The sequence below is a fragment of the Streptomyces ambofaciens ATCC 23877 genome, assembly GCF_001267885.1.
Taxonomy (GTDB): domain Bacteria; phylum Actinomycetota; class Actinomycetes; order Streptomycetales; family Streptomycetaceae; genus Streptomyces; species Streptomyces ambofaciens.
The window spans coordinates 6,857,487-6,883,820 of the sequence record NZ_CP012382.1 but is presented as its reverse complement, the minus strand read 5'-3'; the positions used below and the strand labels follow the sequence as shown (position 1 = coordinate 6,883,820).

General features: G+C 72.6%; 22 protein-coding genes and 1 pseudogene. 12 read left to right on the top strand and 11 right to left on the bottom strand.

Annotation, left to right across the window (positions count from 1 at the left end; translation table 11 throughout):
- The first annotated feature begins 177 nt into the window (after nucleotides 1-177).
- Nucleotides 178-1,047, top strand: a complete 870-nt coding sequence (locus tag SAM23877_RS30305) for a MerR family transcriptional regulator (protein WP_244903027.1) — start codon at nucleotides 178-180, stop codon at nucleotides 1,045-1,047.
- Nucleotides 1,048-1,083: 36 nt separating this feature from the next.
- Here the strand turns inward: SAM23877_RS30305 and SAM23877_RS30300 are convergent, their stop codons facing one another.
- From SAM23877_RS30300 to SAM23877_RS30290, 3 genes are read right to left on the bottom strand one after another with little or no spacing between them, the layout of a single operon-like run.
- Entirely contained in the window at nucleotides 1,084-3,282 is a 2,199-nt protein-coding gene (locus SAM23877_RS30300; protein ID WP_053139926.1) for a 3-hydroxyacyl-CoA dehydrogenase NAD-binding domain-containing protein, read from the bottom strand.
- Nucleotides 3,283-3,329: 47 nt separating this feature from the next.
- Nucleotides 3,330-4,544, bottom strand: coding sequence for an acetyl-CoA C-acetyltransferase (locus SAM23877_RS30295; protein WP_053139924.1), 1,215 nt, complete (start codon nucleotides 4,542-4,544; stop codon nucleotides 3,330-3,332).
- Nucleotides 4,545-4,555: 11 nt separating this feature from the next.
- A complete protein-coding gene (locus tag SAM23877_RS30290) occupies nucleotides 4,556-5,752 on the bottom strand; it encodes a CaiB/BaiF CoA transferase family protein (RefSeq protein ID WP_425314773.1) in 1,197 nt (398 codons plus the stop codon).
- Between the two features lie 190 nt (nucleotides 5,753-5,942).
- Here SAM23877_RS30290 and SAM23877_RS30285 point away from each other — a divergent pair, with 190 nt between their 5' ends.
- Nucleotides 5,943-7,121: a saccharopine dehydrogenase family protein gene (locus tag SAM23877_RS30285; protein ID WP_053139920.1), complete on the top strand. Its 1,179-nt coding sequence runs from the start codon at nucleotides 5,943-5,945 to the stop codon at nucleotides 7,119-7,121.
- Nucleotides 7,122-7,159: 38 nt separating this feature from the next.
- On the opposite strand, the gene mmpA is transcribed toward SAM23877_RS30285, so the two are convergent.
- On the bottom strand, nucleotides 7,160-7,309 hold the full coding sequence (gene mmpA, locus SAM23877_RS30280; RefSeq protein ID WP_079030523.1) for a morphogenic membrane protein MmpA: 150 nt from the start codon (nucleotides 7,307-7,309) through the stop codon (nucleotides 7,160-7,162).
- A gap of 214 nt (nucleotides 7,310-7,523) precedes the next feature.
- Between mmpA and SAM23877_RS30275 the strand changes: the two genes are divergently transcribed.
- The gene (locus tag SAM23877_RS30275; protein ID WP_053139915.1) at nucleotides 7,524-7,718 is read left to right on the top strand and encodes a hypothetical protein; all 195 of its coding nucleotides are present in this window, start codon (nucleotides 7,524-7,526) and stop codon (nucleotides 7,716-7,718) included.
- On the opposite strand, the gene SAM23877_RS30270 is transcribed toward SAM23877_RS30275, so the two are convergent.
- Nucleotides 7,706-8,407: an endonuclease V gene (locus SAM23877_RS30270; protein WP_053139913.1), complete on the bottom strand. Its 702-nt coding sequence runs from the start codon at nucleotides 8,405-8,407 to the stop codon at nucleotides 7,706-7,708. The genes SAM23877_RS30275 and SAM23877_RS30270 overlap by 13 nt on opposite strands.
- 42 nt (nucleotides 8,408-8,449) lie before the next feature.
- Here SAM23877_RS30270 and SAM23877_RS30265 point away from each other — a divergent pair, with 42 nt between their 5' ends.
- Nucleotides 8,450-8,746, top strand: coding sequence for a YciI family protein (locus SAM23877_RS30265; RefSeq protein WP_053139911.1), 297 nt, complete (start codon nucleotides 8,450-8,452; stop codon nucleotides 8,744-8,746).
- A 14-nt stretch (nucleotides 8,747-8,760) separates the two neighbouring features.
- On the opposite strand, the gene SAM23877_RS30260 is transcribed toward SAM23877_RS30265, so the two are convergent.
- Both SAM23877_RS30260 and SAM23877_RS30255 read right to left on the bottom strand, forming a co-directional pair.
- Nucleotides 8,761-9,090, bottom strand: a complete 330-nt coding sequence (locus SAM23877_RS30260) for a hypothetical protein (RefSeq protein ID WP_053139909.1) — start codon at nucleotides 9,088-9,090, stop codon at nucleotides 8,761-8,763.
- Nucleotides 9,091-9,161: 71 nt separating this feature from the next.
- Nucleotides 9,162-10,280, bottom strand: coding sequence for a beta propeller repeat protein (locus SAM23877_RS30255; RefSeq protein ID WP_425314772.1), 1,119 nt, complete (start codon nucleotides 10,278-10,280; stop codon nucleotides 9,162-9,164).
- Between the two features lie 245 nt (nucleotides 10,281-10,525).
- On the opposite strand from SAM23877_RS30255, the gene ssgD reads away from it, so the two are divergent.
- Nucleotides 10,526-10,942, top strand: a complete 417-nt coding sequence (ssgD, locus tag SAM23877_RS30250) for a spore wall synthesis regulator SsgD (RefSeq protein WP_053139905.1) — start codon at nucleotides 10,526-10,528, stop codon at nucleotides 10,940-10,942.
- 274 nt (nucleotides 10,943-11,216) lie between these two features.
- Here the strand turns inward: ssgD and SAM23877_RS30245 are convergent, their stop codons facing one another.
- Nucleotides 11,217-11,888 carry a GOLPH3/VPS74 family protein gene (locus tag SAM23877_RS30245; protein ID WP_053139902.1) on the bottom strand — a complete coding sequence of 224 codons (672 nt, stop codon included), beginning with the start codon at nucleotides 11,886-11,888 and terminating at the stop codon, nucleotides 11,217-11,219.
- Nucleotides 11,889-12,251: 363 nt separating this feature from the next.
- Between SAM23877_RS30245 and SAM23877_RS30240 the strand changes: the two genes are divergently transcribed.
- The 4 genes and pseudogenes from SAM23877_RS30240 (at nucleotide 12,252) to SAM23877_RS30230 (ending at nucleotide 17,624) form a co-directional block, all read left to right on the top strand.
- Complete coding sequence (locus SAM23877_RS30240) at nucleotides 12,252-13,877, top strand: ABC-F family ATP-binding cassette domain-containing protein (RefSeq protein ID WP_053139900.1); 1,626 nt, start codon at nucleotides 12,252-12,254, stop codon at nucleotides 13,875-13,877.
- Nucleotides 13,878-13,887: 10 nt separating this feature from the next.
- The gene (locus SAM23877_RS30235) at nucleotides 13,888-16,146 is read left to right on the top strand and encodes an ATP-binding cassette domain-containing protein (RefSeq protein WP_053139898.1); all 2,259 of its coding nucleotides are present in this window, start codon (nucleotides 13,888-13,890) and stop codon (nucleotides 16,144-16,146) included.
- 166 nt (nucleotides 16,147-16,312) lie between these two features.
- Nucleotides 16,313-16,436: pseudogene (locus tag SAM23877_RS39305) on the top strand (N(G),N(G)-dimethylarginine dimethylaminohydrolase); the annotation flags it as partial.
- Nucleotides 16,437-16,649: 213 nt separating this feature from the next.
- Nucleotides 16,650-17,624, top strand: a complete 975-nt coding sequence (locus tag SAM23877_RS30230) for an acyl-ACP desaturase (RefSeq protein ID WP_053139896.1) — start codon at nucleotides 16,650-16,652, stop codon at nucleotides 17,622-17,624.
- A 52-nt stretch (nucleotides 17,625-17,676) separates the two neighbouring features.
- On the opposite strand, the gene SAM23877_RS30225 is transcribed toward SAM23877_RS30230, so the two are convergent.
- Nucleotides 17,677-17,925 carry a WhiB family transcriptional regulator gene (locus SAM23877_RS30225; RefSeq protein ID WP_053139893.1) on the bottom strand — a complete coding sequence of 83 codons (249 nt, stop codon included), beginning with the start codon at nucleotides 17,923-17,925 and terminating at the stop codon, nucleotides 17,677-17,679.
- A gap of 189 nt (nucleotides 17,926-18,114) precedes the next feature.
- Here SAM23877_RS30225 and SAM23877_RS30220 point away from each other — a divergent pair, with 189 nt between their 5' ends.
- Nucleotides 18,115-18,903, top strand: coding sequence for a VOC family protein (locus tag SAM23877_RS30220; RefSeq protein WP_053143037.1), 789 nt, complete (start codon nucleotides 18,115-18,117; stop codon nucleotides 18,901-18,903).
- 379 nt (nucleotides 18,904-19,282) lie between these two features.
- On the opposite strand, the gene SAM23877_RS30215 is transcribed toward SAM23877_RS30220, so the two are convergent.
- Together SAM23877_RS30215 and SAM23877_RS30210 are read right to left on the bottom strand one after the other, a co-directional pair.
- On the bottom strand, nucleotides 19,283-20,332 hold the full coding sequence (locus SAM23877_RS30215) for a LacI family DNA-binding transcriptional regulator (RefSeq protein ID WP_053139891.1): 1,050 nt from the start codon (nucleotides 20,330-20,332) through the stop codon (nucleotides 19,283-19,285).
- A 77-nt stretch (nucleotides 20,333-20,409) separates the two neighbouring features.
- On the bottom strand, nucleotides 20,410-21,462 hold the full coding sequence (locus SAM23877_RS30210; RefSeq protein ID WP_053139888.1) for a multicopper oxidase domain-containing protein: 1,053 nt from the start codon (nucleotides 21,460-21,462) through the stop codon (nucleotides 20,410-20,412).
- A 199-nt stretch (nucleotides 21,463-21,661) separates the two neighbouring features.
- Here SAM23877_RS30210 and SAM23877_RS30205 point away from each other — a divergent pair, with 199 nt between their 5' ends.
- Nucleotides 21,662-24,139, top strand: coding sequence for a ThuA domain-containing protein (locus tag SAM23877_RS30205; protein ID WP_174532264.1), 2,478 nt, complete (start codon nucleotides 21,662-21,664; stop codon nucleotides 24,137-24,139).
- 14 nt (nucleotides 24,140-24,153) lie between these two features.
- Complete coding sequence (locus SAM23877_RS30200; protein ID WP_053139885.1) at nucleotides 24,154-26,334, top strand: OmpL47-type beta-barrel domain-containing protein; 2,181 nt, start codon at nucleotides 24,154-24,156, stop codon at nucleotides 26,332-26,334.

Sequence of the window (26,334 nt, the reverse complement as noted above, 5' to 3'; positions counted from 1 at the left end):
TCCACTCTCTGGTGCGCCCGGGCGGGATACGCCCAGGTCGTCCGTACAGTGACGAGGCCCGCACCACCCTTCGCGGCACAGACCAAGGCAGCACCTTCCCACGACTCTGCGTCGACATGCGGTGGCTCATGTCACACAGCGTGACTTCTCACAGGATCGGTCTGCCGTCTCCACCTGATGCACAAGAGGTGTCACAGCATTGGTGAGACAGCGATACTGCTGCACATGACGACGACCGACACCGAGGAGCCCGCGCTCACGATCGACGAGCTGGCGGCGCGGGCCGGCGTCACGGTGCGCACGGTCCGCTTCTACGGCACCCGGGGGCTGCTGCCGCCCCCCGCGATCGGCCCGCGCCGGGTGGGGCGCTACGGCGGGGAGCATCTCGCCCGGCTGGCGCTGATCGAGGAGTTGCAGCACCAGGGCATGACACTGGCCGCGATCGAGCGGTACCTGGGGCGGCTGCCGCCGGATCTGAGCCCCCACGACCTGGCGCTGCACCGCGCCGTGGTGGCCTCCTGGGCGCCGGAGGCGGTGGAGAGCGTCACGCGTGAGGAGCTGGGCCGGCGGGCGGGCCGGCCGCTGACCGACGAGGAGGTGGGCCGGCTCGTGGCGATGGACGTCGCCGCGCCCGACGGCGACGGCTACCGCGTCGACGTCGGGTTGCTGCGGCTGGGCGTCGAACTGCTCGACGTGCCCTTCTCCCCCGAGACGGTCCTCGCCGCCCGCACCGCCCTGCTCGCACACTCCCGCGCCGCCGCGCGGGACCTGTCGCGGCTGCTGCGCGACGCGGTCGCCGAACGCGACGCGCGGGACGTGCGGTCGCTGTCGGCCCACATGCACCCGCTGGTGGTGCAGGCGCTGCTGACCACGTTCCAGCGGTCGCTCCGCCAGGAGCTGCGGGAGTGGCTCGACGGGGGCGAGGCGAACGGGGGCCGGGCGAACCAGGGCGAGGCGAGCCGGGGCGACGCGAGCCCGGGCGACGCGAGCCCGGGCGACGCCAACCACGGCGACGCGGGCCCGGGCGACGCGGGCGGGGCCGGGTGAGGACGGTGAGCTCGGCGTGGCCCGGGACGTGGCCCCTCAGCGGCCGTCGGTGAAGACCTCCCCCTTGTCCGCCTTCTCCACCAGCAGCGCGGGCGGCGTGAAGCGCTCGCCGTAGCGGTCGGCGAGCTCCCGCGCGCGGGCCACGAAGCCGGGCAGGCCGGTGGCGCCCCCGGCGCCGCCGTCGTAGCCGTTGATGTACTGGAGGACGCCGCCGGTCCAGCCGGGGAAGCCGATGCCGAGGATCGAGCCGATGTTGGCGTCGGCGACGGAGGTCAGCACGCCCTCCTCCAGCAGCCGCACCGTGTCGAGCGCCTCCGCGAAGAGCATGCGCTCCTGCATGTCCCGGAACGGGATCTCGTGGCCCGGCTGGGTGAAGTGCTCGCGCAGGCCCGGCCACAGGCCCGCCCGCCGGCCGTCCTCGCCGTACTCGTAGAACCCGGCGCCGCCGCTGCGGCCGGGGCGCTCGAACTCGTCCACCATGCGGTCGATGACGGCCTCGGCGGGGTGCGCGGTCCAGGTGCCGCCCGCCTCCTCCACGGCCCGCTTCGTCTCCTGGCGGATCCTCCGCGGGAGGGTCAGCGTCAGCTCGTCCATCAGGGAGAGCACCTTGGCCGGGTAGCCCGCCTGGGCCGCCGCCTGCTCGACCGACGCGGGCTCGATGCCCTCACCGACCATCGCCACGCCCTCGTTGATGAAGTGGCCGATGACCCGGGAGGTGAAGAAGCCGCGCGAGTCGTTGACGACGATCGGCGTCTTGGCGATCTGCCGGACCAGGTCGAAGGCGCGGGCCAGCGCCTCGTCGCCGGTGCGCTCGCCCTTGATGATCTCGACGAGCGGCATCCTGTCGACCGGCGAGAAGAAGTGCAGTCCGATGAAGTCGGCCTGGCGCTCGACGCCCTCGGCCAGCGCGGTGATGGGGAGCGTGGAGGTGTTGGAGCAGAGCAGCGCGTCGGGGGCGACGACGTCCTGGATCTCCTGGAACACCTTGTGCTTGAGGGAGGTGTCCTCGAAGACCGCCTCGATCACCGCGTCGCAGCCCGCGAGGTCGGCGGCCTCGGCGGTCGGCGTGATCCGGGCGAGCAGCGCGTCGGCCTTCTCCTGGGTCGTGCGGCCCTTGGCGACGGCCTTGGCGCACAGCTTCTCGGAGTAGCCCTTGCCCCTGAGCGCCGACTCCAGCGAGACGTCCTTGAGGACCACGTCGATGCCCGCGCGGGCGCACGAGTAGGCGATGCCGGCGCCCATCATGCCGGCGCCGAGGACGGCGACCCTGGTGACCTTGCGGGGCTCGATGCCCTGGGGGCGGTTGGCCCCCGAGTTGACGGCCTGCAGGTCGAAGAAGAACGCCTGGATCATGTTCTTCGCGGTCTGGCCGGCGGCCAGCTCGACGAAGTAGCGGGCCTCGATGACCTGCGCGGTCTCGAAGTCGACCTGGGAGCCCTCGACGGCGGCGGCCATGATGTTGCGCGGTGCCGGATAGGGGGCGCCGCCCGTCTGCTTGCGCAGGTTGGCGGGGAAGGCGGGCAGGTTGGCCGCGAACTTGGGGTGGGAGGGCGTGCCGCCGGGGATGCGGTAGCCGGGCCGGTCCCAGGGCTGGGCGGACTCCGGGTGGGCGTCGATGAAGGCGCGGGCCCTGGCGAGCATGTCCTCGCGGCTGTCGGCGACCTCGTCGACCAGGCCGTTCTCCCGGGCGCGGCGCGGGTTGTACTGGGTGCCCTGGAGGAGCACCTTGAGCAGCGCGTCGGTGATGCCGAGCATGCGGACGGTGCGGACGACGCCACCGCCCCCGGGGAGCAGGCCGAGCGTGACCTCCGGACAGCCGATCTTGGAGCCGGGCGCGTCGAGGGCGACGCGGTGGTGGCAGGCGAGGGCGATCTCGTAGCCGCCGCCGAGGGCCGCGCCGTTCATCGCGGCGACGACGGGCTTGCCGAGGGTCTCGATGCGGCGCAGGTTCCGCTTGATCGCCATGCCGCCGTCGAAGAGGTCCTGGGCGGTCTCCGGGGTGACGCGGATCAGGTCGCGCAGGTCGCCGCCGGCGAAGAAGGTCTTCTTCGCGGAGGTGACGATGACGCCGCGGATCGACTCCTTCTCGGCCTCCAGGCGGTCGGTGACCACCGCCAGGGACTCGCGGAACGCCTGGTTCATGGTGTTCGCGGACTGGGCGGGGTCGTCGAGGACGAGGGTGACGACTCCGGTGTCGTCCTGTTCCCAGCGGATGGTGGTGCTCTCGGTCGTCATGACAGGGGTCTCCAGTGAGGTCTTTGTGGCCGCGGTTCCGCTGGGAGTCAGATGCGCTCGACGATCGTGGCGATGCCCATGCCGCCGCCCACGCAGAGGGTGGCGAGGCCGTAGCGCTTGTCCTGACGCTCCAGTTCGTCGACGAGGGTGCCGAGGATCATCGCGCCGGTGGCGCCGAGGGGGTGGCCGAGCGCGATGGCGCCGCCGTTGACGTTGACCTTGTCCAGGGACAGGCCCATGTCCTTCACGAAGCGCAGGACGACGGCCGCGAAGGCCTCGTTGATCTCGACGAGGTCGATGTCGTCGATGGTCAGCCCGGCCTTGGCGAGCGCCTTGCGGGTGGCGGGGGCGGGGCCGGTGAGCATGATGGTGGGCTCGGAGCCGGACACGGCGGCGGAGACGATCCGGGCCCGCGGGGCGAGGCCGTAGCGGTCGCCGACCTCCTTGGAGCCGATGGCGACCAGGGAGGCGCCGTCCACGATGCCGGAGGAGTTGCCCGCGTGGTGGACGTGGTCGATCTTCTCGACCCAGTGGTACTTCTGCAGCGCCACGGCGTCGAAGCCGCCGAGTTCGCCGATGTCGGCGAAGGACGGCTTGAGGCCGGCGAGGGAGTCGGCGGTGGTGCCGGGGCGCAGGTGTTCGTCGTGGTCGAGGACGGTGAGGCCGGCGCGGTCCCGCACCGGTACGACGGACCGCTCGAAGCGGTTCTCCTTCCAGGCGGTCGCCGCGCGCTCCTGGGAGAGGGCCGCGTACTCGTCGACGTCGCGGCGCGAGAAGCCCTCGATGGTGGCGATGAGGTCGGCGCCGATGCCCTGCGGCACGAAGTTGGTGGCGAGGTTGGTCATCGGGTCGTTGAACCAGGCGCCCCCGTCCGAGGCCATGGGCACCCGGGACATCGACTCCACGCCGCCGGCGAGGACCAGGTCCTCCCAGCCGGAGCGCACCTTGGCGGCGGCCAGGTTGACGGCCTCCAGGCCCGAGGCGCAGAAGCGGTTCTCCTGGACGCCGGCCACGGTGTCGGGCAGTCCCGCGGCGATGGCGGCGATGCGGGCGATGTCGGAGCCCTGGTCGCCGACGGGTCCCACGACGCCGAGCACGATGTCGTCGACGGCGGCCGGGTCCAGGTCCGGGAAGCGGGCGCGGATCTCGTGGATGAGGCCGACGACCAGGTCGACGGGCTTCGTGCCGTGCAGGGCGCCGTTCGCCTTGCCGCGTCCGCGCGGGGTGCGGATCGCGTCGTACACGTACGCTTCGGTGGTCACTGGCAGGCCTTTCACTGAGGGTTCGGTGCGAGGGTCGGGACGGGGTCCGGGCTTCGGGGCAGGCCCCAGTCGCGGGCCACGGCCTCGGCGTCGGCGCCCGGCAGGGCGGGCCCGGTGCGGACGGCGGTGGGGGTCGCGGAGAAGCGGGGCGCGGGGGCGGGCTGGGTGATGCCGCCGTGGTCGGTGAAGGTGCCGCGGGCGGCCAGGTGCGGGTGGTGCGGCGCCTCACGCAGCGACAGGACGGGCGCCACGCAGGCGTCGGAGACCGCGAAGACGGCCGTCCACTCGTCCCGGGTACGGGTCGCGAACCGGGCGGCGATGGCCTCGCGCAGCTCGGACCAGCGGGCCGGGTCGTCGCGGGCGGGTGCGCGCTCGGGGATGCCGAGCAGGTCCATGAACTCGGCGTAGAACCGGGGCTCCAGGGCGCCGACCGCCATGTGGCGGCCGTCGGCGGTCGCGTAGGTGCCGTAGAAGGGGCAGCCGCCGTCGAGGAGGTTGGTGCCCCTGCGGTCCTGCCAGGCGCCGGCGGCGAGCATGCCGTGGATCATCGAGGAGAGGTGGGCCGCGCCGTCGACGATGGCGGCGTCGACGACCTGCCCGGCACCGCCGGCGCGCGCGTGGTGCAGGGCGGCGAGGACACCGACGACCAGGTAGAGGGAGCCGCCCGCGTAGTCGCCCACGAGGTTGGCCGGGACGGCCGGGGGCTCGTCCGGGGCGCCGATCATGCCGAGGGTCCCGGTGAGCGCGATGTACCCGATGTCGTGTCCGGCGCGGTCGGCGAGCGGGCCGTCCTGGCCCCAGCCGGTCATGCGGCCGTAGACCAGGCGCGGGTTGCGCGCGTGGCAGTCGCCCGGACCGACGCCGAGCCGTTCGGCGACGCCGGGGCGGTAGCCCTCGATCAGCACGTCGGCGCGTTCGGCGAGGTCGAGGACCCGGGCCGGACCGTCCGCCGCCTTCAGGTCGACGATCACCGAACGCTTGTTGCGGTTGGTGACGTCGCGGGCGGGATCGATCCCGAGGCCGGCACCCCCCGGACGGTCGACGCGGACCACGTCGGCCCCCAGGTCGGCCAGGAGCATGGCGGCGAAGGGCCCGGGGCCGATACCGGCCAGCTCGACCACGCGCACCCCGCCGAGCGGGCCCGCGCCGGGCTCTCGCCCCGGCTCCGGCCCCGCCGTCCTCGCTCCCGACATGGAGCCCCCAGTCATGTGACACAGTTGCTGTAACACCAGTGATGCTAGGAACGTGTTCCACCGGACACAAGACCCGGGCGAGCAAGCGCTTAGCCAATTATGGCCGGGCCCCTCTCCGGGTCGGCAGTCCTCACGCTAGCCTCGGCCACCGGCGACGGCGCGTGCTGCGGGTCCAGGGATCGCCGACGGGTGACGAAGGGATGTCATGAGCAGGCTGAACGAGGCCGACCGGCCGTACGACGTCGTGCTCTTCGGGGCGACGGGATTCGTCGGTGAACTCACCGCGGAGTACCTCGCCGCGCACGCGCCCGCGGGGCTGCGCTGGGCGATCGCCGGCCGCAGCGAGGAGAAGCTGCGGCGGCTGCGGGAGCGGCTGCCCGGCACGGCGGACGTCGGCGTGCTGCGCGCCGACGTGAACGACCCGTCCTCGCTGCGCGCACTCGCCGAGCGGGCCCGCGTGGTGGCCACGACGGTGGGTCCGTACGTCCGGTACGGCGACGCCCTGGTGGCCGCCTGCGCGGAGACCGGCGCGGACTACCTCGACCTCACCGGTGAGCCCGAGTTCGTGGACCTGACGTACGTGCGCCACGACGCACGCGCCCGGGAGACCGGCGCGCGGCTGGTGCACGCCTGCGGCTTCGACTCCGTACCGCACGACCTCGGCGTGCACTTCACCGTGCGGCAGCTCCCGGAGGGGGTGCCGCTGACCGTGGACGGCTTTGTCAGCGTCGACGCCGCCTTCTCGGGCGGTACGTTCGCCTCCGCGCTGGGCCAGATGGCGCGCGGCCGTCAGTTGCGGGACGCCGCGCGGGAACGCCGGCGCCACGAGCCGCGGCTGGTGGGCCGCCGCGCGGTGACACCGACGGGCCCGCCGCGCTTCGCCGGGGAGGTCGGTGCCTGGGCGCTGCCGCTGCCGACCATCGACGCGCAGGTCGTGCGGCGGTCCGCGAAGGCCCTGGACCGCTACGGACCCGACTTCCGCTACCGCCACTACGCGGCCGTCCGGCACCTGCCCGTCGCCGTCGGCGGAGTGGCGGCGGTGGGCGCGCTGGCGGTGGCGGCCCAGGTGCCGCAGGCACGGCGCTGGCTGTCCGACCGGCTCAAGCCGGGCGACGGGCCCAGCGCCGAGAAGCGGGCGAAGAGCCGGTTCTCGGTCCGTTTCGTGGGCGAGGGCGGTGGCCGGAAGGTGTACACCGAGGTCACGGGCGGTGACCCGGGGTACGACGAGACGGCGAAGATGTTCGCCGAGGCGGCCCTCTCGCTCGCCCTCGACGATCTGCCGCCGGTGGCCGGGCAGGTCACGACGGCCGTGGCGATGGGGGACGCCCTGACCGGCCGCCTGCGCGCGGCGGGCATCCGCTTCCGGGTCGCCGCGACCCGCTGACGACCGCCCGGGTCAGGGCCTGTCCGACGGACCGGGCCCTACCCCGACCACCCCGCGATCGTGTAGATCATCCCGCCGATCCAGGCCGTCCCGGCCGCCACGGCGAGCACCAGGCCGGTGACCACCGCCCGCTCGACGGGCCGGCCGGACCGGTGGGCTGAACGCTCGGGTGCGCGGTGTGTCGTCATGCGCCCATCCTGTCGCCGCCGACGCGGTGGGCACATCCGTACGGATACTCAGCCGGCCCGGGTGGTCCCCACGGGGTCGGGCGCCCGGCGCAGGCCGCGGGCCGCCCGCGGCGGTCCGCACCGCGATTTGAGACTTCCGCCGCTCCGGACCACGAAGATCCGTGCTCGGACGCGGTCAAGTCCCAACAAGAACTTCAATGAGATCCTTGAAGGTATGAAGTTCCTTCTCGAAGTCACCATGGACGAGGGCGCGCTCGCCGAGGACCCCACGGCTGAGCTGCAGCGGATCCTGCGGTACTGGGGCGGCAACCTGAAGCACTACGACCTGAAGCCCGGGGACGGTTCGGCGATCTACGACTCCGCCTACCGGGAGGTGGGCCGCTGGAGCGTCGAGGGTCAGGCCGGGTAGGTGGCCGACCGCAGGGCCTCGCGGCACAGGGCGTCGGCCCTGCGGGTGGTCTCCGGCAGCCGGTAGGCCGGGGCCAGCGCCAGGGTGTGCGCGCAGGCGTTGTCGAGGCTCATGCGGTGGCCGACGGAGACGAAGACCGGCTTGACGCCTTCGCGCGTGCGGACGGCGCGCCCTACCTCCTCGGCGCCGGCGAGCAGCGGGGACGTACTGCCGCGCGCCGTGCCGGGATCGTCGTACGTGAAGGTGAACGGGTTCTTGGCGACGCCGATCGTGGGCAGCCCGGTGAGGACGCCGAGGTGGCTGGCGAGGCCGAAGCGGCGCGGGTGGGCCCGGCCGTAGCCGTCGCAGACGATCGGGCCCGGCGGACAGGGCAGCGCGTCCAGGGCGGCCAGGACCGCCGGGATCTCGCGGAAGGCGAGCAGGCCCGGCACGTACGGGAAGGAGATCCGCCCGACGGCCGTGGCCTCGGCGACGACGTCGAGGGTCGCGGCGTCGAGGACGACGGCGGCCGCCGCGACGACGTCGCGTTCGTCGTCGTAGGCGACGTCCACGCCGGTCACCCGGCCCGTGCCGGGCGGCGGGCCGGGTTCGTCCAGCACCACGCGGGCCCGCAGTCCGTCCTGCACGGCGCGGGCCCGCTCCTCGGTCGCGGGCCAGTCGTCGGGAATCCGCGCGGTCACGGTCGTCATGATGGCCGCAAGCCTACGGGACCCCCGAGTAGGCTCGCGATCATGTTCGTACTGGAGCTGTCCTACACCGCCCCGCTCGACGCCGTCGACGCCGTGCTGGAGGAGCACGTGGCGTGGCTCGACGCGCTGTACGGGCAGGGGGTGTTCCTGGCGTCCGGGCGCAAGGAGCCCCGCGACGGCGGGGTGATCATCGCCGTCGCGGAGGACCGTGCGCGGATCGAGGAGATCACCGCGGGCGACCCCTTCGTCAGGGCCGGTGTGTGCGCGTACCGCGTCACCGAGTTCGTCGCCACGAAGACCGCGCCGGAGCTGGACCGGTACCGGGAGACCCTCTCCTGATGAGGCCCTACGGCTCACTTGCCCAGCGCGCGCTGCAGCTCGCCCTTGTTCATGCTCGAACGGCCGCTGACGCCGCGGCGCTTGGCCTCCTGGTACAGCTGGTCGTAGGTGGGCCCCTGGGGACCCTGCCGGTTGCCCGACCGCTGGCCGCCGCGCTTGCTCGGCGACTTGTCCTGGGTGGACGTACGGCTGGCGGTCTTCGACTCGCCGGACTGGGCGCGCTCCTTGTTCACCGTCCGGGCCGCGATCTCCTTGGCACGGCCGGTGCTCTCGCCACGGTTCTCGGCGCTGTCCTTGATGTGCTCGTACTGCCGTTCCCGCTTGGGGCTCGACCCGCGTGGCATGTCCGCTCCCTTCTTCTCACGTTCGGCGAACGGGTACCCACGTTACGGACGAACACCCGCCCCGCGCGGCGTCAGAGCTCCAGCCGGGCGACCCGCCCCCGCTCGCCCGCCGCCCAACAGCCCAGGTCCGGCGTGCAGTCCACGGTGTCGTACGACCCCGGGTCGACCGTCCGCCAGGTGGTGCCGCCGTCCGTGGTGAGGTCCGTGCCGGTGGGGCCGACCGCGAGGGCGGCGGTGCGACTGTGCGGGAGCCAGGCGACGCCGGAGCGGTAGGCGGGCGGGGGGCCGCCCGCGGGCCGCCAGGCGCGACCGCCGTCGCTGGTGCGGGCGGCGGAGCGGGGGGAGCTCTGGTCGGGACGGAAGTCGCCGCCGACCGCGAGGCCGTGGAGGCGGTCGCGGAAGGCGAGGGCGAAGACGCCCCGGGCCGGGTCGCCCGCCGGGATCGGGGCGTCGGAGGCCGTCCAGGTGAGTCCGCGGTCGGCGGAGTGCAGCACGCGCGCGCGTGCTGCGCCGCCGGTGGCCAGCCACACGTCCTTCGGCCCGGACGCCACCAGGCACTGGCCACTGGCCGCGAAGCCGGCCTCGCCGTCCTGCGCGGCCGGCATGCCGCGGCTCGGCAGCACCTTCCAGGAGCGACCGCCGTCGCCGGTCGACAGGATGCGGAACCTGCCGTCCACCGGATCGCTCATGGCGAGGCCGTGGCGGCTGTCGAAGAAGGTGAGGCAGTCGTAGAAGGCCCGCGCGTCGGTGTTGCGGAAGGACTCGGTCCAGGTCGCCCCGCCGTCGTCGGTGCGGTAGACGCGGGACGCCTCGCCCTCGCCGATGGCCAGGACCACGGCCCGGCGGGCGTCGAACGCCTCGACGTCCCGGAACTCCAGCTCGCCGGCGCCCGGCGGCGAGACGTTCCGCCAGGTGTCGCCGCCGTCGGTGGTGCGCAGGACCGTGCCGCGGCTGCCGGCCACCCAGGCGGTGTGCCGGCTGACGGCCGCGAGTCCCCGGAACCTGGCCTCGGACACCCCGGTCGCCTTCACCTCCCAGTGCGGCGGTCGGTGCCGCGCCTGTGCGGGGGCGGCCGTCAGGGCGGCCAGGGCCGCGGCGCACACCGCTCCCGCGATCACCGCCCGTCCCCCGCCCCTGCCACCGGTCCGGACGGACCGTGCCGTGCGTCGCGTGCTCCCCAAGCGCCTCATGGCGGGCGAAGCTAGCCCACCGCCCCGGTGCCGTCCAGAGGGCCGCCTGCGGCGGGAGCGCGGGCGCACGAGTGCCGCAAGTGCCGGGAGAGGCACAGGAGGAGAGCCGTGTCACTCCCGTGCATGAACGCGGTGACAGAGGTCACTCGCATCTCGTGTGCACGGATTGGCTGATTCCGTCGTCTCTTCCAGTGCCCGGCCCGTACATCCCCGAGCCCGTCCAGCCGTCACGAGGGAGCAAGACGTTGTCCACCGTCATCGAGCACCCCGTCGAGGCGCGTCTTGTCGCCGCCGCGCCGCGTATGCCGAGCATTCCCGCCACGCTGCACTACGACCGCGGCGACCCGTTCGCCGTCCGCATGACCTTCCCCGCTCCGGCCACCCTCGAAGGCGTGGAGGTCTGCTGGACCTTCTCCCGCGAACTGCTCATCTCCGGGATGCGGGAGCCGGACGGTCACGGTGACGTGCGGGTGCGGCCGTACGGGTACGACCGCACCGTCCTGGAGTTCCACGCGCCCGAGGGCACCGCCGTGATCCACGTCCGTTCGGGCGAGCTGCGCCGGTTCCTGCAGGCCACCGGCGAGCTGGTGCCGGTGGGCCTGGAGCACCTCCAACTGGATCTGGACCACGAGCTGGCGGAGCTGATGCGCGGGACCTGCTGATCCGGCGGAGCACGGGCCCGGGGCGTGTCGACCCCGGCGGAGCACAGGCCCGGGGCCTGCCGACCCCGGCGGAGCACAGGCCCGGGGCCTGCCGACCCCGGCGAAGCTCGGGGCCGGGGCCCACCGGTCCAGGCGAAGCTCAGGCCCGGGGCCCACCGGCCCAGGCGAACGCGGGACCTGTCGTTCCCGAGAAAGCCGAGACTCGGGGCCTGCCGACCCCGGCGACACCGGAACCCGCGACCTGCCGGCCCCGGCGGAGCCGGGACGCGGTCGTTCAGCCGCCCGTCGATGCCACGGCGCGTGCCGTCTCGGCGCTCACCGCTCCCCACACCTCGCCGACGATCTTCCGCAGCCCGGGCGCCGCCGCCCCGCTGCGCCCGGTCAGCTCGGCGATCCTGCGTTCCCGGTGCGCGCCCCTCCCGACGGGTCCCAGGGTGCGCAGTTCCGCGGCGGCCGCCAGCGCGGCCACGGCCGCGTCCCGCTCGGACACCTCCCCGGCCGGCACCGCACCCTCGATGGCGTACCGCGTCTCCTCCCGCAGCACCTGCGCGGCGGCGACCCGCGCGAGCACGTGCTCCACCGAGGGGAAGACGCCCAGGACGCGCTTCTTCCGGGCGCGCAGATACCCGTCGGCCACCAACTGCTCCCGGACGGCGTCGAAGGTGACCCCGGCGTGCAGCCTCACCCAGGTGCGCCACCGGTGCGGCATCGACTCGCGGACGAGGTCCAGCAGCCCGTCGAGGACCGCGTCTCCGGTGCGGGAGTCCAGGTCGACGGGGGTGGCGATGCCCTCGTCGTCGACGAGCAGACCGCGCTGGGCCAGCTCGGTGAGCGCGCCGGCACGCACCAGATGGTGCACCCGGGCGGTGTCACCGGCCCCGGGCCGCGCGGGGTCCCAGGCCAGCAGGCAGAGCCGGGCCGGCAGTGAGAGCGAGCCGTTGGGCACGGGGCCTCCTCGGGGTCGTGAGACGGGGCGGGCAAGCCTTGAGACCGGGCCGTCGGCCGACCCGTAAAGGCGTTGACAGCCCTCCCTGCCTCTCCTACGTTGTACAGCGCTTCTGTTGCCGCCGATCGGAGAAGGACGTTGCTCGTCTGAGGTTCGAGACATCGCGTCACACCCGCCACGGGTGTGTACGTCGCGTGCGACCTCGGCGTTCGAGCCGTCCTTGCGGAGCAGGACCTTGCTCAGGACCTTTCTCCTGGCCGATGCTCCCGGGCCCCTCCTTCCCGCGCCCCACGGCGGTCGCCGCCTCCGGTGTCTCGATACGCGTTTGCCCCTGACCGCATCGAGCAACCGCGGAGACCCCGTATGTCCCTCTCCCTCACCTGTACGTCCCTCTCCTTCGCCTGGCCGGACGGCACCCCCGTCTTCGACGGGCTCGACGCCGCCTTCGGTCCCGGCAGGACCGGGCTCGTCGGTGTCAACGGGTCCGGGAAATCCACCCTGTTGAAACTCCTCGCCGGACAGCTGACCCCGGCCGACGGCACCGTCCGCGTGTCCGGCGAGGTCGGCCACCTCCCGCAGAACGTCACGCTCGACACCGCGTCGCGGGTCGACGAGGCGCTCGGCATCGCCGCGCGGCGCACCGCGCTGCACGCCATCGAGGCCGGTGACGTGGCCGAGGAGCACTTCGAGGCCGTCGGCGACGACTGGGACGTCGAGGAGCGGGCCCTCGCCACCCTCGGTGAACTCGGCCTCGGTCACGTGGGGCTCGACCGCACCGTCGGCGAGGTCTCGGGCGGCGAGTCGGTGCTGCTGCGGCTGGCCGCGCTGCTGCTGCGCCGGCCCGACGTCCTGCTGCTGGACGAGCCCACCAACAACCTCGATCTGTACGCGCGCAGGCGGCTGTACACGGCCGTCGAGACCTGGCCGGGCCCGATGGTCGTGGTCAGCCACGACCGGGAGCTGCTCGAACTCGTCGACCAGATCGCCGACCTGCGCTCCGGCGCGATCACCTGGTACGGCGGCCGTTTCTCGGCGTACGAGGAGGCGCTGGCCGTCGAGCAGGAGGCGGCCGAGCGGATGGTGCGGGTCGCCGAGTCGGACCTGCGCAAGCAGAAACGCGAGCTGACCGACGCCCATGTGACCCTCGCCCGGCGCAGGCGGTACGGCCAGAAGATGTACGACAACAAGCGCGAACCCCGCGCGGTGATGCGGCTGCGCAAGCGCTCCGCGCAGGAGTCCGCGGGCAAGTACCGCCTCCTGCACGAGGAGAAGCTCACCGAGGCCAGGGAGCGGCTCGACGAAGCGGTGGAGGCGGTGCGGGACGACGACGAGATCCGTGTCGACCTGCCGTACACGGCCGTGCCGGCGGGCCGGTCGGTGCTCACCGTGCGCGAGCTGGAACTCGCGTATGGCAGGCGGGTGAAGGGCGGCTTCGATCTGCACGGCCCCGAGCGGATCGCGCTGACCGGGCGCAACGGCGCGGGCAAGACGACGCTGCTGCGCACGATCGCCGGGGAGCTGGAGCCGGTGTCGGGCGAGGCGACGGTCCACGTCCCGCTGCGGTTCCTGCCGCAGCGCCTGGACGTGCTCGACGGCGAGCTGAGCGTCGCCGAGAACGTGGCCCGGTTCGCGCCGGGCGCCACCGACAACCGGGTCCGGGCGCGGCTGGCCCGCTTCCTCTTCCGGGGCGGCCGGGCCGACCAGCGGGCGGGGACGCTGTCGGGCGGGGAACTCTTCCGGGCGACGCTGGCGGCGCTGATGCTGGCCGAACCCGCGCCGCAGCTGCTGATGCTGGACGAGCCGACGAACAACCTGGACATGGCGAGCGTCCGGCAGCTCACCAGCGCGCTGGAGTCGTACGAGGGGGCGTTGATCGTGGCCAGCCACGACCTGCCGTTCCTGGACTCGATCGGCATCACCCGCCGGCTGCTGATGGAGGAGGGAGAACTGAAGGAAATCAAGACAGAAGCTGTCGGGTATCCCACCTAGCGTCGCTCGCATGAGCGAGTTCATCACCCTTACCGGAGCCAGGGAGAACAACCTCCAGGACGTCACCCTCCGCATCCCGAAGGTCCGGCTGACCGTGTTCACCGGCGTTTCGGGGTCGGGGAAGTCCTCGGTCGTGTTCGACACGATCGCGGTCGAGTCGCAGCGCCAGCTGAACGAGACGTTCACCTGGTTCGTGCGCAACCGGCTGCCCAAGTACGAGCGCCCGCACGCGGACGCCCTGGAGGACCTCACCCCGGCCATCGTCGTCGACCAGCGGCCGATCGGCGGCCACTCCCGGTCCACGGTCGGCACGATGACCGACATCCACTCGGTGCTGCGGGTGCTGTTCTCCCGGCACGGCACCCCGAGCGCCGGGCCCGCCACGGCCTACTCGTTCAACGACCCGTCGGGCATGTGCCCCGGATGCGACGGCCTGGGCCGCAGGGTGCAGCCCGACTGGGACCGCATCCTCGACCCCACCAGGTCGCTGGCCGGCGGGGCGGTGCGCTTCCCGCCGTTCGCCGCGGGGACCTGGCAGGGACAGGCGTACACCAACACCACCGAGCTCGATCCGGACAAGCCGGTCGGCGACCTGACGGAGGCCGAGCGGGCGTTCCTGATGCGCGGGCGGCCCGGCAGCAAGGTCACCGTCAACGGCTCGGGCGGCACGTGGACCACCGAGTACGAGGGGCTCGCCGACCGGTTCGAGCGCCTGTACCTCAAGCGGGACCTGTCGGCGATGAGCGAGAAGACCCGGGACCTGGTGCGGGGGTTCCTGGTCGAGGGCCGCTGCCCGGACTGCGGCGGCGCCCGGCTGAACGCGGCGGCGCTCGCCTCCCGCATCGGCGGTCGCTCCCTCGCCGACTTCTGCCGTATGCAGGTCACCGACCTGATCGCCGTGCTCGGCGAGATCGACGACCCGGTGGCCCGGCCGGTCGCCGCGGCCGCCGTCACCGCGCTGGAGCGCGTCGAGGCGATCGGTCTCGGCTACCTGTCCCTCGACCGGGAGACCTCCACCCTCTCCGGTGGCGAGGGACAGCGGCTGAAGACCGTGCGGCACCTCGGCTCCAGCCTGACCGGGATGACGTACGTCTTCGACGAGCCCAGCGTCGGACTGCACCCGCGCGACGTCGGCCGCCTCGGCGACCTGCTGCTGCGGCTGCGCGACAAGGGCAACACCGTGCTGGTGGTCGAGCACGACCCGGACGTCATCGCGCTGGCGGACCACGTCGTCGACATGGGCCCGCGGGCCGGTGCCGACGGCGGCCGGGTGGTGTTCGAGGGGACGCCCGAGGAGCTGGCCGCGGCGGACACGCTCACGGGACGCTTCCTCGGACGCCGCGCCACCGTGAAGGAGGCCTCGCGGACGGCGACCGGGGAGCTGTGGGTGAAGGGCGCCGACCGGCACAACCTGCGGGACGTGACGGTGGCCTTCCCGACCGGGGTGCTCACCGTGGTCACCGGGGTCGCCGGGTCGGGCAAGAGCACGCTGGTCGCCGAGCTGACCGCCGCGCACCCGGACGCGGTGGTCGTCGACCAGTCCCCCATCGGCATCTCCGCGCGGTCGACCCCGGCGACGTACCTCGGGGTCATGGACACGGTGCGGAGGATCTTCGCGCGGGAGACGGGCGCCGAGCCGGGGTTCTTCAGCTTCAACTCGGCCGGGGCGTGCGGCACCTGCGAGGGACGCGGGGTCATCCACACCGACCTCGCCTTCATGGACCCGGTGACGACGACCTGCCACGACTGCGGGGGCCGGCGCTTCCGGGAGGAGGTGCTGCGGCTGACCATCGACGGCCACTCCGTCGCCGACGTGCTGGCGATGACCGCCGACCGGGCCCTGGACTTCTTCACCGACCCGGGCGTACGGCGGCGGCTGCACGCCCTGCGGGACGTCGGCCTCACCTACCTCACACTGGGACAGCCGCTGTCCACCCTCTCCGGCGGCGAGCGCCAGCGGATCAAGCTGGCCACCCGGCTGCACCGCACCGGCGCCGTGTACGTGCTGGACGAGCCGACCGCCGGCCTGCACATGTCGGACGTCGAGGGACTGCTCGCGCTGCTGGACCGGCTGGTCGACAGCGGCAACACGGTCGTGGTCGTCGAGCACGACCTCGACGTGGTGGCACACGCCGACCGGGTGATCGACCTCGGCCCGGGCGGGGGCCGGGACGGCGGCCAGGTGCTCTTCGAGGGCACCCCGCGCGAGCTGCTCGCCGCCCGCGGGTCGAGCACGGCGGAGCATCTCAGGAGGGCCACGAGGGGATGACGGGGGGGTTCGTCCCCGCGCGCGAGGGCTACATGATGGCCGACCGGCGCCCCGACTCGGGCGCCGGGACAGCCGGCGCCGACGCGAAAGGTCCCTCGTGTACAGCAAGAAGGCCCTCGTCCGCCGACCCAGCCCCCGACTCGCCGACGGGCTGGTGACCCACCTCGAGACGGCGGAACCGCTCGCCGACCTCGGCCACGAGCCGGTCGTGGTCGACATCGGCGAGTTCGAGAAGCAGAGAAGCTGGAGGGTGTGTGACCTGTCTCTCGGTTCGGCTGCGGGAGCTGTACGGCCGAGCCCCGCGCGCGTCACCCGTTCGGCCCTGGGACCTGCGTGTCTCGCGGTCGGGCCGCACCCCGATGGACGGGGCTGATCAGGGGCCTTTACAGTGCATTTAACCTACGGTCTCGTAACCTACGGTTTCGTAGCCTACGATCCCGTAAGTTCCCCGGCACCGCTCGCCGGCTGCATTCCGCTTAGTCGCACGTCCCCTGGAGTTCTCTGTGACGATCGTCTCCCCGCACCTCAACAGTTCCGCCGAATGGACCGACGCCCGGCTGCTGTACGCGCTGGAGGAAGTGGTCGAGACCGAACTGAACCGGCACCTGAAGGTCACCAAGGACTGGATGCCGCACGAGTACGTGCCCTGGAGCGACGGCCGCAACTTCCCCGGCTTCTTCGAGGACGGCGAGGCCTGGGAGAAGGGCCAGTCCAAGGTCACCGAGATCGGCCGGATCGCCCTGGTGGTCAACCTGCTGACCGAGGACAACCTCCCCAGCTACCACCACGAGATCGCCAGCCTCTTCGGCCGCGACGGCGCCTGGGGCACCTGGGTGCACCGCTGGACCGCCGAGGAGGGCCGCCACGGCATCGTGATGCGCGACTACCTGCTCGCCTCGCGCGCGGTCGACCCGGACCAGCTGGAGCAGTTCCGGATGGCCCACATGAGCGAGGGCTTCGAGTCGGACAACCGGCACTCCATGCTGCACTCGGTGGCCTACGTCGCCTTCCAGGAGCTCGCCACCCGCATCTCGCACCGCAACACGGGCCACCAGTCCGGCGACCCGGTCTGCGACCGCATGCTGGCCCGCATCGCGACCGACGAGAACCTGCACATGGTCTTCTACCGGAACCTGCTCAAGGCCGCCTTCGAGCTCGCGCCCGACCTGACGATGCAGGCGGTGCGGGACGTGGTCGTCAACTTCCGGATGCCCGGTCACGGCATGCCCGGCTTCGAGCGGGCCGCCGCGCAGATGGCGATCGGCGAGGTCTACAACCTGCGCATCCACCACGACGACGTGATCCAGCCGGTGCTGCGCTTCCTGAAGATCATGGAGATCGACGGCCTGGGCCCCGAGGGCCTGCAGGCCCAGGAGGAACTGGGGCTCTACATGGGCGGTCTGGACGCGGAGGCCGCCAAGTTCGACGAGAAGCTCGCGGCGCGCAAGGCGCGGATGGCGGCCCGGGCGGCGGGCTGACCTGTCCGACCGGCCCCGCCCGCCCCGCCGTGACGGCGCGGGCGGGCGGGGCTCAGTACGTGGTGCGGCGCAGCACCAGCCGTTCCTTCTCCGACAGCCCGCCCCAGACGCCGAAGCGCTCGTCGTTGCTGAGCGCGTACTCCAGGCAGGCCGAGCGGATCGGGCAGAGGGCGCAGATCCGCTTGGCGTCACGGACGGAGCTGCCGGGCTCGGGGAAGAAGAAGTCGCCCCCGGTCTGTGCGCACAACGCCTCCTGCTGCCAGGCGAGGTCGTCGGGCGTCGCGATCGTCTCGATGTGCATGCTCAGAGCGTGCCGTGCGGCGAAAAACGTTCGATCAACGCCCGATCAACGCCGCGCGGCCGTGCCCCCGGCCGACCCGATGGTCCCCCGCCCCGGACCGAGGCGCACGGCGGCGCGCGGGAGCGGCTGTCGGTGGTCGGTGCAAGACTCGGCAGAGCAGGCAACGGGCCCCTTCCGAGGAGGGCGATGATGCTCACCACCCGTTACGTCACCGGCGCCCCGAACTGGATCGAGGTCGGCACCTCCGACGTGGACGGCGCCACGTCCTTCTACGGTGGCCTCTTCGGCTGGCGGTTCCGGCCGGCGGGCCCCGAGGCCGGGGGGTACGGCTTCTTCGAGCTGGACGGCCGGTCCGTGGCGGGCGCCAGGCGGACGGCGCCGGAGCAGGGCCCGCCGTCCTGGACGGTGTACTTCCAGACCCATGACGCTGCGGCCACCGCCGAGGCCTCGGAGCGGGCCCGCGGCGGTGTGCTCGTGCGGCCGGCGGACGCGCCGGGGCAGGGCACCGCGGCGATCCTCACCGACCGGACCGGAGCGCGGTTCGGCCTCTTGCAGCCGGGACGGCTGGGCGGCCTCGGCGTGGCCGGCGACAGCGGCGCGCTGTGCTGGGTCGAGCTGTACACGGCGGACGTCGCCGCCGCCGCCGCGTACTACCACGCGGTGCTGGGGCTGGAGACCTCCGCCGTACGCTTCCCCGGCGCGGGCACGTACACGTGCGTGAACCCGGCCGGGGAGGGCGAGGAGAGCATGTTCGGCGGTGTGGTTCCGCTCGCCGGAGACCCGGTGGAGTCGGAGCCGCACTGGCTGCCGTACTTCGCGGTGGACGACACGGACGCCGCGGTCGACCGGGCCGGGCGGCTGGGCGGCTCGGTACGAATGCCGGCCGCGGACATCGAGGGCGTCGGGCGCCTCGCCCGGCTCGCCGACCCGTACGGCGCCCGCTTCGCGGTCCTCAGACCATCGCCGCGGGAGCTCTAGACCGTTCCGCCGGTCCCGTCGACCGCCCGGCGGGCGGGGGCGGGACCTCGCGGGCAGGGCCGGCCGGAGGCCGGTACCGGACCTCGCCGACAGGCCCGGCCTGAAGCCGGGGCTCGGACCTGGCCGGCCGGGAGAGGAGAGCGCGCGGCGGCTCGGCAGGAAGAGGGCGCCCCACGCCGCGCAGGCGACCGGGGCGGACCGCCCGGGCCCGCGAGGACGCGCCGGGAGGGAGCGTCCTCGGCTCGGCGGGAAGAAAGCGCCCCACGCCGCGCAGGCGACCGGGGCGGACCGCCCCGCCCCGCGAGGACGCGCCGGGAGGGGGTGTCCTCGGCGCGGCCGGCGGTCAGCCGGGACGGGCCTCGGACCCCGGGTCACCGCCTCACGCGGTCGCGCGGCGGACCAGCGTGGTCGGCAGGACGACTCCCGCCGACGTGTCGGCCACGATCGCTCCCCCGTCGCCGGCCACGGCGCCGCGGTCCAGGCCGCGCAGCAGCAGACGGGCCATCAGCCGCCCCATCTCCTCGATGTCCTGGCGGACCGTCGTCAACGGCGGGTCGGTCTGCTCGGCGACGGGCAGCATGTCGTCGAAGCCGACCACGGCCACGTCGTCCGGCACCCTCCGGCCGCGCTCCCGCAGCACCCGCAGGGCGCCCGCCGCGGTGAGGTCGTTGGCCGCGAACACGGCGTCCAGGTCGGGGCACCGGTCGAGCAGCTCCCGCATCGCGCGCTCCCCGCCGCCCGCGGTGAAGTCACCGCGGGCGACCAGGTCCGGGCCGACGTCCGCCCGGACGTCACGGAAGCCGGCGAGCCGGTCGGCCGCGGAGGTCTGGTCGAGCGGGCCGGTGATGTGCGCGATGCGATCGCGGCCGAGGCCGGCCAGGTGCCGGACCGCCTCGCGGGCGCCTCCGCGGTTGTCGCTGTCCACGTACACCGCGTCGTCCCGGCCGTCGTCCCAGCCGGGCCGGCCGCCGAACACGGTCGGGACGCCGGCTTTGCGGACCAGGCCGGGCAGCGGGTCGTCGAGGTGCAGGGAGAAGACGAGAGCCCCGTCGACATGGCCGCCGGCCAGATAGCGCCCGACCCGGGCGTGGTCCTCGCGGCCCTCGGTGAGCAGCAGGACGAGCTGGTTGTCGTGGGCCGTCAGTTCCTTGCTGATGCCGCGCAGTTGCTGGGCGAAGTAGGGGTCGGCGAAGACCCGGGACTCCGGCTCGGCGGCGACCACGGCGACGGCGTCGTGGCGTCTGGTGACCAGGCTGCGGGCGGCCTGGTTGGGCACGTAGCCGAGTTCCTCCACCGCGCGCCGGACCCGCTCGGCCAGCGCGTCCCGCACTCCCTGCGCCCCGTTGACCACCCGGGACACGGTGGCCCGCGAGACCCCGGCGTGTTCGGCCACGGCCTCCAGGGTGGGACGCGGCGCTGTCTCGCTCACTTCGGGGCTCCTCGTCGGGCGGCTGCCGCCAGGATAGCGGCAGCCCCGCGAGGGGGTGAGAGCGCTCTCGGCGCTCCTCAGTGGTGGTGGGCGTGCGCGTCCGCGGAGGCCGCTCCGCTCTTCTCCGGGGCGCTCTTCGCCCCGCTCGCGGCGTCCTCCGACTGCCCGTGCGGGTGCTCGTGCGGGTCGTAGCCGGGGATCGTGCCGTCCGTCTTCTTCACCAGGAACAGTCCCACCATGCCCATGTCGGAGTGGCTCTGCACATGGCAGTGGTACATCCACGCCCCGGCACCCACCCCCTCCCCCGCGATGATCTGGAAGCCGAAGGAGTCCGCCGGGCCGGTGATCTTGTTGTCGATGACCTGGCTGGGGTCGTCGGGCCCGGTGAGCATGCCGGTGCGGTTGTCGGCCCAGCGGTGACCGTGCATGTGGAAGGTGTGGTAGTACTCGCCGTGCGTGATCATCACGATCTCGACGCGGTCGCCCACGGTGGCCTCGAAGTTGGGGCCCGTGTGGGGCTTCTGGTTGTTGATGAGCATGTCGTTGAAGACGATCGTGTGGGTCGCGTCCGGCAGTACGTCGCCCTTGCGGCGCACGATCACCGGCCCGTACAGGCCCTTGCGGATGCCGCCGGTGCCGTGTTCCGTGCCGACGACGTGGTCGTGGTAGTGCCAGTAACCCGCGCTCCCCGCCCGCCAGGTGCCGTCGTCGCGGCGGCCGGGCTTGTGGGTGCGCCAGGTGTAGGTGCGGGTGCCGCCGGGCTCGACGTCGCTCTTGTTCGCGGCGGTGCCGTCGCTGGAGATCTCGTAGTCCAGGCCGTGGACGTGCAGGCTCGCCCGCACGTCCATCGTGTTCGTGAACTCGATGTGCAGCGTGTCGCCCTCGTTGAGCTCGATCAGCGGGCCGGGGATGGACGCCTTGCCCTTCTCGAGGCCGTAGCCCATCTGACCGTCGGGCAGCTTCTCGGCGTACATCCTGATGTGTTTCACCGCGCCCCCGGCCGGTGCCGTCCTGGCGGTGACGCCCGTCGCCGCACCGGCGGCGCCGGCGGTCTCCGGAGCGATGGACAACGATGTCGCGACGGCCGCGCCGCCCAGCAGTACCCGTCGGTTGAAGCCTCGCCTGTCCATGCCGAACTCCCCACGCTGATCCGGTGTTTGCGCAGACGCAGCCGTGATTGGCTGTGATGAACCTGTGGGACGGTACCGGCTGCGACCGCGTTTATCCACACTCAGGACAAAGTTGGTTCCATCCCGGTCATACCTATTGGCGAACCGCGCAAAGAGGTCTAGCTTCCTTGGCGCTGCTGCCGTGACCGAGGAGGTGCCCATGCCCTTGAGAGGGTTGAGCGCGAGAAGAAGAGGCTGGGCGGCGTTCGCGACCGCCGGTTTCGTCGCCGCGGGACTGTTGTCCGGTCCCACAGCAAGTGCACGTCCGGCGCCGGATCCGTCCCTGACAACGATGTCGATCAAGTCGCCGCCGGGCGGCGCGAACGTACGGGTGCTGATCTTCTACGGGTCGGCCGCGGCCGGGGACGAGTCTCCGGTCGTCAACGCCGCAATCGCCGCCATCGAGCGGATCGGACTGTCCGGCCCGGAGAACGAGCGTTTCACGGTCGAGGCGACCGACAACGCCTCCGTCTTCACCAACGAGAAGAAGCTCGGCCGCTTCAACGCGGTCGTCTTCCTGACCGGCGGCGGTGACGTCCTCGATCCCTCGCAGGAGGCCGGGCTGGAGGCGTACATGGAGGCCGGCGGCGGGTTCGTCGGCGTCCACGACGCGGCGCGCGCGGAGCCGTACTCGGACTGGTTCACCGGTCTGGTGGGCGCCCGCCCGGCAGCCTCGAGCCCGACGAAGGTCCAGCGGGCCACCGTCGAGGTCGGTGACCGGCGCCATCCGGCCACCAAGGACCTGCCGGTGCAGTGGAAGCGGCCCGACGCGTGGCTGAACTGGGTGAAGAACCCGTCCGGCGACGTCCACACGGTCGCCCGGGTGCGCGAGTCGACGTACCAGCCGGGCACCGGCGCCAACGGCTGGGACCACCCGGTCAGCTGGTGCCGTGACTACGACGGCGGCCGGTCCTTCTACACGGGCATGGGCGGCACGGTGTCGTCGTACGACGAGACCGACTTCCGCGCCCATCTGCGCGGCGCGCTGATGTGGACGACCCGGCTGGCGCAGGCCGACTGCAAGGCCACCATCACCGGCAACTACCAGGCCGAGCGGCTCACCCAGGCCAACCAGCCCGGCCAGAACGACCAGATCGGCGAACCGCACGGCCTGGTCACCGCGCCCGACGGCCGCGTGTTCTACATCGGACGCGGCGGCGCGGACGCCTCCAAGCCCGTGATCACCGACTGGAACAACCCCGACATCGGCAAGGGCACGGGCGAGGTCCACGTCTGGGACCCGAAGACCAAGAAGGTCACCCTCGCCGGCGCGCTCACCGTCTTCGGCAACAAGGGCGGCGGCGACGAACTGGTCAAGGTCGAGGAGGGCCTGCTCGGCATCGAGCTGGACCCGCGGTTCACGGAGAACGGCTGGGTGTACCTGCACTACACGCCGCACTCCGAGATCAACCGCGACACCCACATGGCCGAGCGGCGGGTCTCCCGCTTCACGCTCGACCGGGCGACGAACAAGCTGGACCTGGGCAGCGAGAAGGTGCTGCTGAAGTGGCCGGTGCAGATCCACAGCTGCTGCCACGCGGGCGGCGGGATGGCCTGGGACTCCAAGGGCAACCTGTACATCGCGACCGGTGACAACAACTCCAGCGGCTTCAGCGACGGTTACTCGGGCAACAACCCGCAGCCCAACTTCAAGGGCGTCTCGTTCGCCGACGCGCGCCGCACCGCCGGCAACACCAACAACCTCAACGGCAAGATCCTGCGCATCCACCCGGAGCCGGACGGGACCTACACGCTCCCCGAGGGCAACCTCTTCACCGGGAAGGAGACCGCCGAGGGCGGTGGCAAGACGCGCGGGGAGATCTACGTGATGGGCGTGCGCAACCCGGCGCGCATCTCCGTCGACAAGGCCACCGACACCCTGTACGCGGGCTGGGTCGGTCCGGACGCCGGCGCCCCGTCGCCGACCTGGGGCCCGGCCAAGTACGACACGTTCGCCACGATCACCAAGGCGAGCAACCGCGGCTGGCCGTACTGCATGGGCAACAAGCAGCCCTACCGGGACCGGAACCTGCCGGACCCGTCCAAGCCGCTGGGCTGGTACGACTGCGACGCCCCGAAGAACGAGTCGCCGAACAACGACGGACTGGTCAACCTGCCGCCGGTGACCGGCAACAACATCTGGTACTCGCCGCAGGGCGGCGGCCCCGACTTCCCGCGCGACGCGAACGGGGTCCCGTCGTACAAGCAGGACGAGGCCACGTACCGGCTGCCCTGGCTCAAGGGCGGCGGGCAGGCCGCGATGAACGGTCCGCTCTACCGCTTCGACGCGGACAGCACGAGTGAGACCAAGTGGCCCGCGTACTGGGACGGCAAGTGGTTCGTCGGGGACTTCTACGACTCCGACCAGCCGCGCAACGCGGTGCTGATGGACCCGAAGACCCAGGGCGACGGCGGTCTGCCGGTGCACTCGGAGTCACTGAAGAAGATCGTGCCGATCGGGAACGACGGCATCAAGAACCTGATGGGCTGGAAGTTCGGCCCGGACGGCGCGCTGTACGTCCTCGACTACGGCCGCGGCTTCTTCACCTCGGACTCCAGGTCCGCCCTGTGGCGGGTCACCTACAAGGGCGGCGGGCCGACGCCGGCCGCCGGACAGCTGGCGAGGGGGTCCCGGTGATACGCGGACGAAGAATGTGGGCGGCCCTGCTGGCCGGCCTGCTGATGATGCTCGGTCTGCAGGTGACGTCCGCGTCCGGACAGCCCAGGGCGGCGGCCGAGGCCGCCGACCAGGTCCTGACCTGGACGGCCGGCGACGACATCACCAAGTACACGTCGGCTCCCGAGACGGCGGTGGCCGGCCCGGCCACCATCGTCTTCGAGAACAGCGAGGCGACCGGCAACACCACCGGCATGCCGCACACGCTGACGTTCATGACCAGCGATCCCGAGTACAACCAGGACGTCCAGCTGAACATCCTGGCCAACCCGGGCGACGACCAGGGCGGCAAGCACACCGCCGAGGTCACCCTGACTCCCGGCCGGTACATGTACCACTGCACGATCCCCGGCCACGGGCAGATGCAGGGCGTGCTCGTGGTGACCGAGGGCGGCGGCGAGGACACCACCGCGCCCGCGACCTCGGCCGAGGTCGGCGGCACGCAGAACGCCGACGGCGCCTACGTGGGCTCCGCGACCGTGACGCTCGCCGCCACCGACGAGGGCGGTTCCGGCGTCGAGCGGATCGAGTACGCGATCGGCGCGGACGGCGCCTGGCAGCCGTACACCACGCCGGTCGTCGTCGACCAGGTCGGCGAGCACACGGTGCGCTACCGGGCCTTCGACAAGGCGGGCAACGCCGCCGAGGAGAAGAACGTCACGTTCACCGTGGCCGCCCCGGACACCGACGACACGACCGCGCCGGAGACCTCGGCGACGGTCAGCGGTGAGAAGAACCCGGACGGCGCCTACATCGACATGGCGACGGTGACCGTCACCGCCTCCGACACGGGCTCCGGCGTCAACACCATCGAGTACGCCGTCGGTGACGGCGCCTGGCAGGCGTACACGGCGCCCGTCATGGTCCACGAGGTCGGTGAGCACACCGTGCGCTACCGCGCCACCGACAAGGCGGGCAACGCCGCGGCGGAGAAGAGCGTCGCCTTCACCGTCGTCGCCGCTCCCCCGCAGGACACCGTCCCGCCGGTGACCGGCGCGACCGTGGACGGCACCAAGAACTCCGACGGCGCGTACGTCGGCAGTGCGAAGGTGACCGTCAACGCCACGGACGAGGGCGGCTCGGGCGTGGCCGGCGTGGAGTACTCGCTCGACGCCGGGCCCTACCTCGCCTACGGCGCTCCCGTGGTCGTCGACCGCGTGGGCCGGCACACCGTCGCGTACCGGGCGAGCGACAAGGCCGGCAACACCTCCGAGCCGGTGACCGTGAGCTTCACGGTCGTCTCCGGCGGAGTGCCGGCGCCGCCCTGCCCGGAGTACGACGAGCGGCAGACGGTGATCGTCGGCTCGGTCGACACCGGTGTGCCGAACCGGGTCACGGACAACCGGTGCCGGATCAACGAGATGATCGAGGACGAGAAGGAGTGGTCGTCCCAGGCGCTGTTCCTCAAGCACGTGCGCGAGGTCATGGACGCGCTCCTGGACGAGGGTGTCGTCGACCGGCGGGAGTACCGGGCGGTCAACCAGGCCGCCCGGCAGTCGGGGATCGGCACGCCCGGCCAGACCGAGGGCTACCGCACGATCATGGACGGCACCGAGGCGTCGCTGGCCAAGTGGGAGCAGGTCGGCGGCGGTTCGTTCGCGCCCAACGGGGACGGGTCGATCACGTCCGGCACCACCACGCCGGGCATGGGCATGCTGTGGTTCCCGGAGCGCACGTACGGCGACTTCTCGCTGAAGCTCCAGTGGCGTGACGACGCGCCGGGCACCGGCAACGCCAACTCCGGTGTGTTCGTGCGCTTCCCGCAGGTCCACGACCACCCGGAGGAGTCCCGGCCGGAGTGGGTCGCCATCAAGTACGGGCACGAGATCCAGGAGTTCGACAGCCCGAGCGGCGACATGTACAAGACCGGCTCGGTCTACGGTTTCGACCGGGTGGGTCTCGCCGGGGCGGGGGTGACGGAGAAGGGCACCTGGAACGACTACGAGATCCGTGTGGTCGACCAGCACTACTCCATCTACCGCAACGGCGTGCTGATCAACGAGTTCGACAACATCGGCGGCCAGGACTTCACCCCGCCGCGCTCGGACGACCCGGGCACGGACGGGCGGCGGTTCTCCTCCGGCTACATCGGGCTCCAGGTCCACGGCACGACCGACGTGGTCTCCTACCGGGACGTGAGGATCAAGGAGCTGTAG

Coding starts and splice junctions, on each gene's coding strand:
- SAM23877_RS30260 (WP_053139909.1), bottom strand. CDS start 9,090: ATGCCACGCGGGTCGAGCCCCAAGCGGGAACGGCAGTACGAGCACATC.
- SAM23877_RS30225 (WP_053139893.1), bottom strand. CDS start 17,925: ATGCACATCGAGACGATCGCGACGCCCGACGACCTCGCCTGGCAGCAG.
- SAM23877_RS30205 (WP_174532264.1), top strand. CDS start 21,662: ATGCCCTTGAGAGGGTTGAGCGCGAGAAGAAGAGGCTGGGCGGCGTTC.
- SAM23877_RS30290 (WP_425314773.1), bottom strand. CDS start 5,752: ATGACTGGGGGCTCCATGTCGGGAGCGAGGACGGCGGGGCCGGAGCCG.
- SAM23877_RS30240 (WP_053139900.1), top strand. CDS start 12,252: ATGTCCCTCTCCCTCACCTGTACGTCCCTCTCCTTCGCCTGGCCGGAC.
- SAM23877_RS30220 (WP_053143037.1), top strand. CDS start 18,115: ATGCTCACCACCCGTTACGTCACCGGCGCCCCGAACTGGATCGAGGTC.
- SAM23877_RS30275 (WP_053139915.1), top strand. CDS start 7,524: ATGAAGTTCCTTCTCGAAGTCACCATGGACGAGGGCGCGCTCGCCGAG.
- SAM23877_RS30300 (WP_053139926.1), bottom strand. CDS start 3,282: ATGACGACCGAGAGCACCACCATCCGCTGGGAACAGGACGACACCGGA.
- SAM23877_RS30210 (WP_053139888.1), bottom strand. CDS start 21,462: ATGGACAGGCGAGGCTTCAACCGACGGGTACTGCTGGGCGGCGCGGCC.
- SAM23877_RS30305 (WP_244903027.1), top strand. CDS start 178: ATGCACAAGAGGTGTCACAGCATTGGTGAGACAGCGATACTGCTGCAC.
- SAM23877_RS30235 (WP_053139898.1), top strand. CDS start 13,888: ATGAGCGAGTTCATCACCCTTACCGGAGCCAGGGAGAACAACCTCCAG.
- SAM23877_RS30255 (WP_425314772.1), bottom strand. CDS start 10,280: ATGAGGCGCTTGGGGAGCACGCGACGCACGGCACGGTCCGTCCGGACC.
- SAM23877_RS30285 (WP_053139920.1), top strand. CDS start 5,943: ATGAGCAGGCTGAACGAGGCCGACCGGCCGTACGACGTCGTGCTCTTC.
- SAM23877_RS30200 (WP_053139885.1), top strand. CDS start 24,154: ATGTGGGCGGCCCTGCTGGCCGGCCTGCTGATGATGCTCGGTCTGCAG.
- SAM23877_RS30270 (WP_053139913.1), bottom strand. CDS start 8,407: ATGACGACCGTGACCGCGCGGATTCCCGACGACTGGCCCGCGACCGAG.
- mmpA (WP_079030523.1), bottom strand. CDS start 7,309: ATGACGACACACCGCGCACCCGAGCGTTCAGCCCACCGGTCCGGCCGG.
- SAM23877_RS30265 (WP_053139911.1), top strand. CDS start 8,450: ATGTTCGTACTGGAGCTGTCCTACACCGCCCCGCTCGACGCCGTCGAC.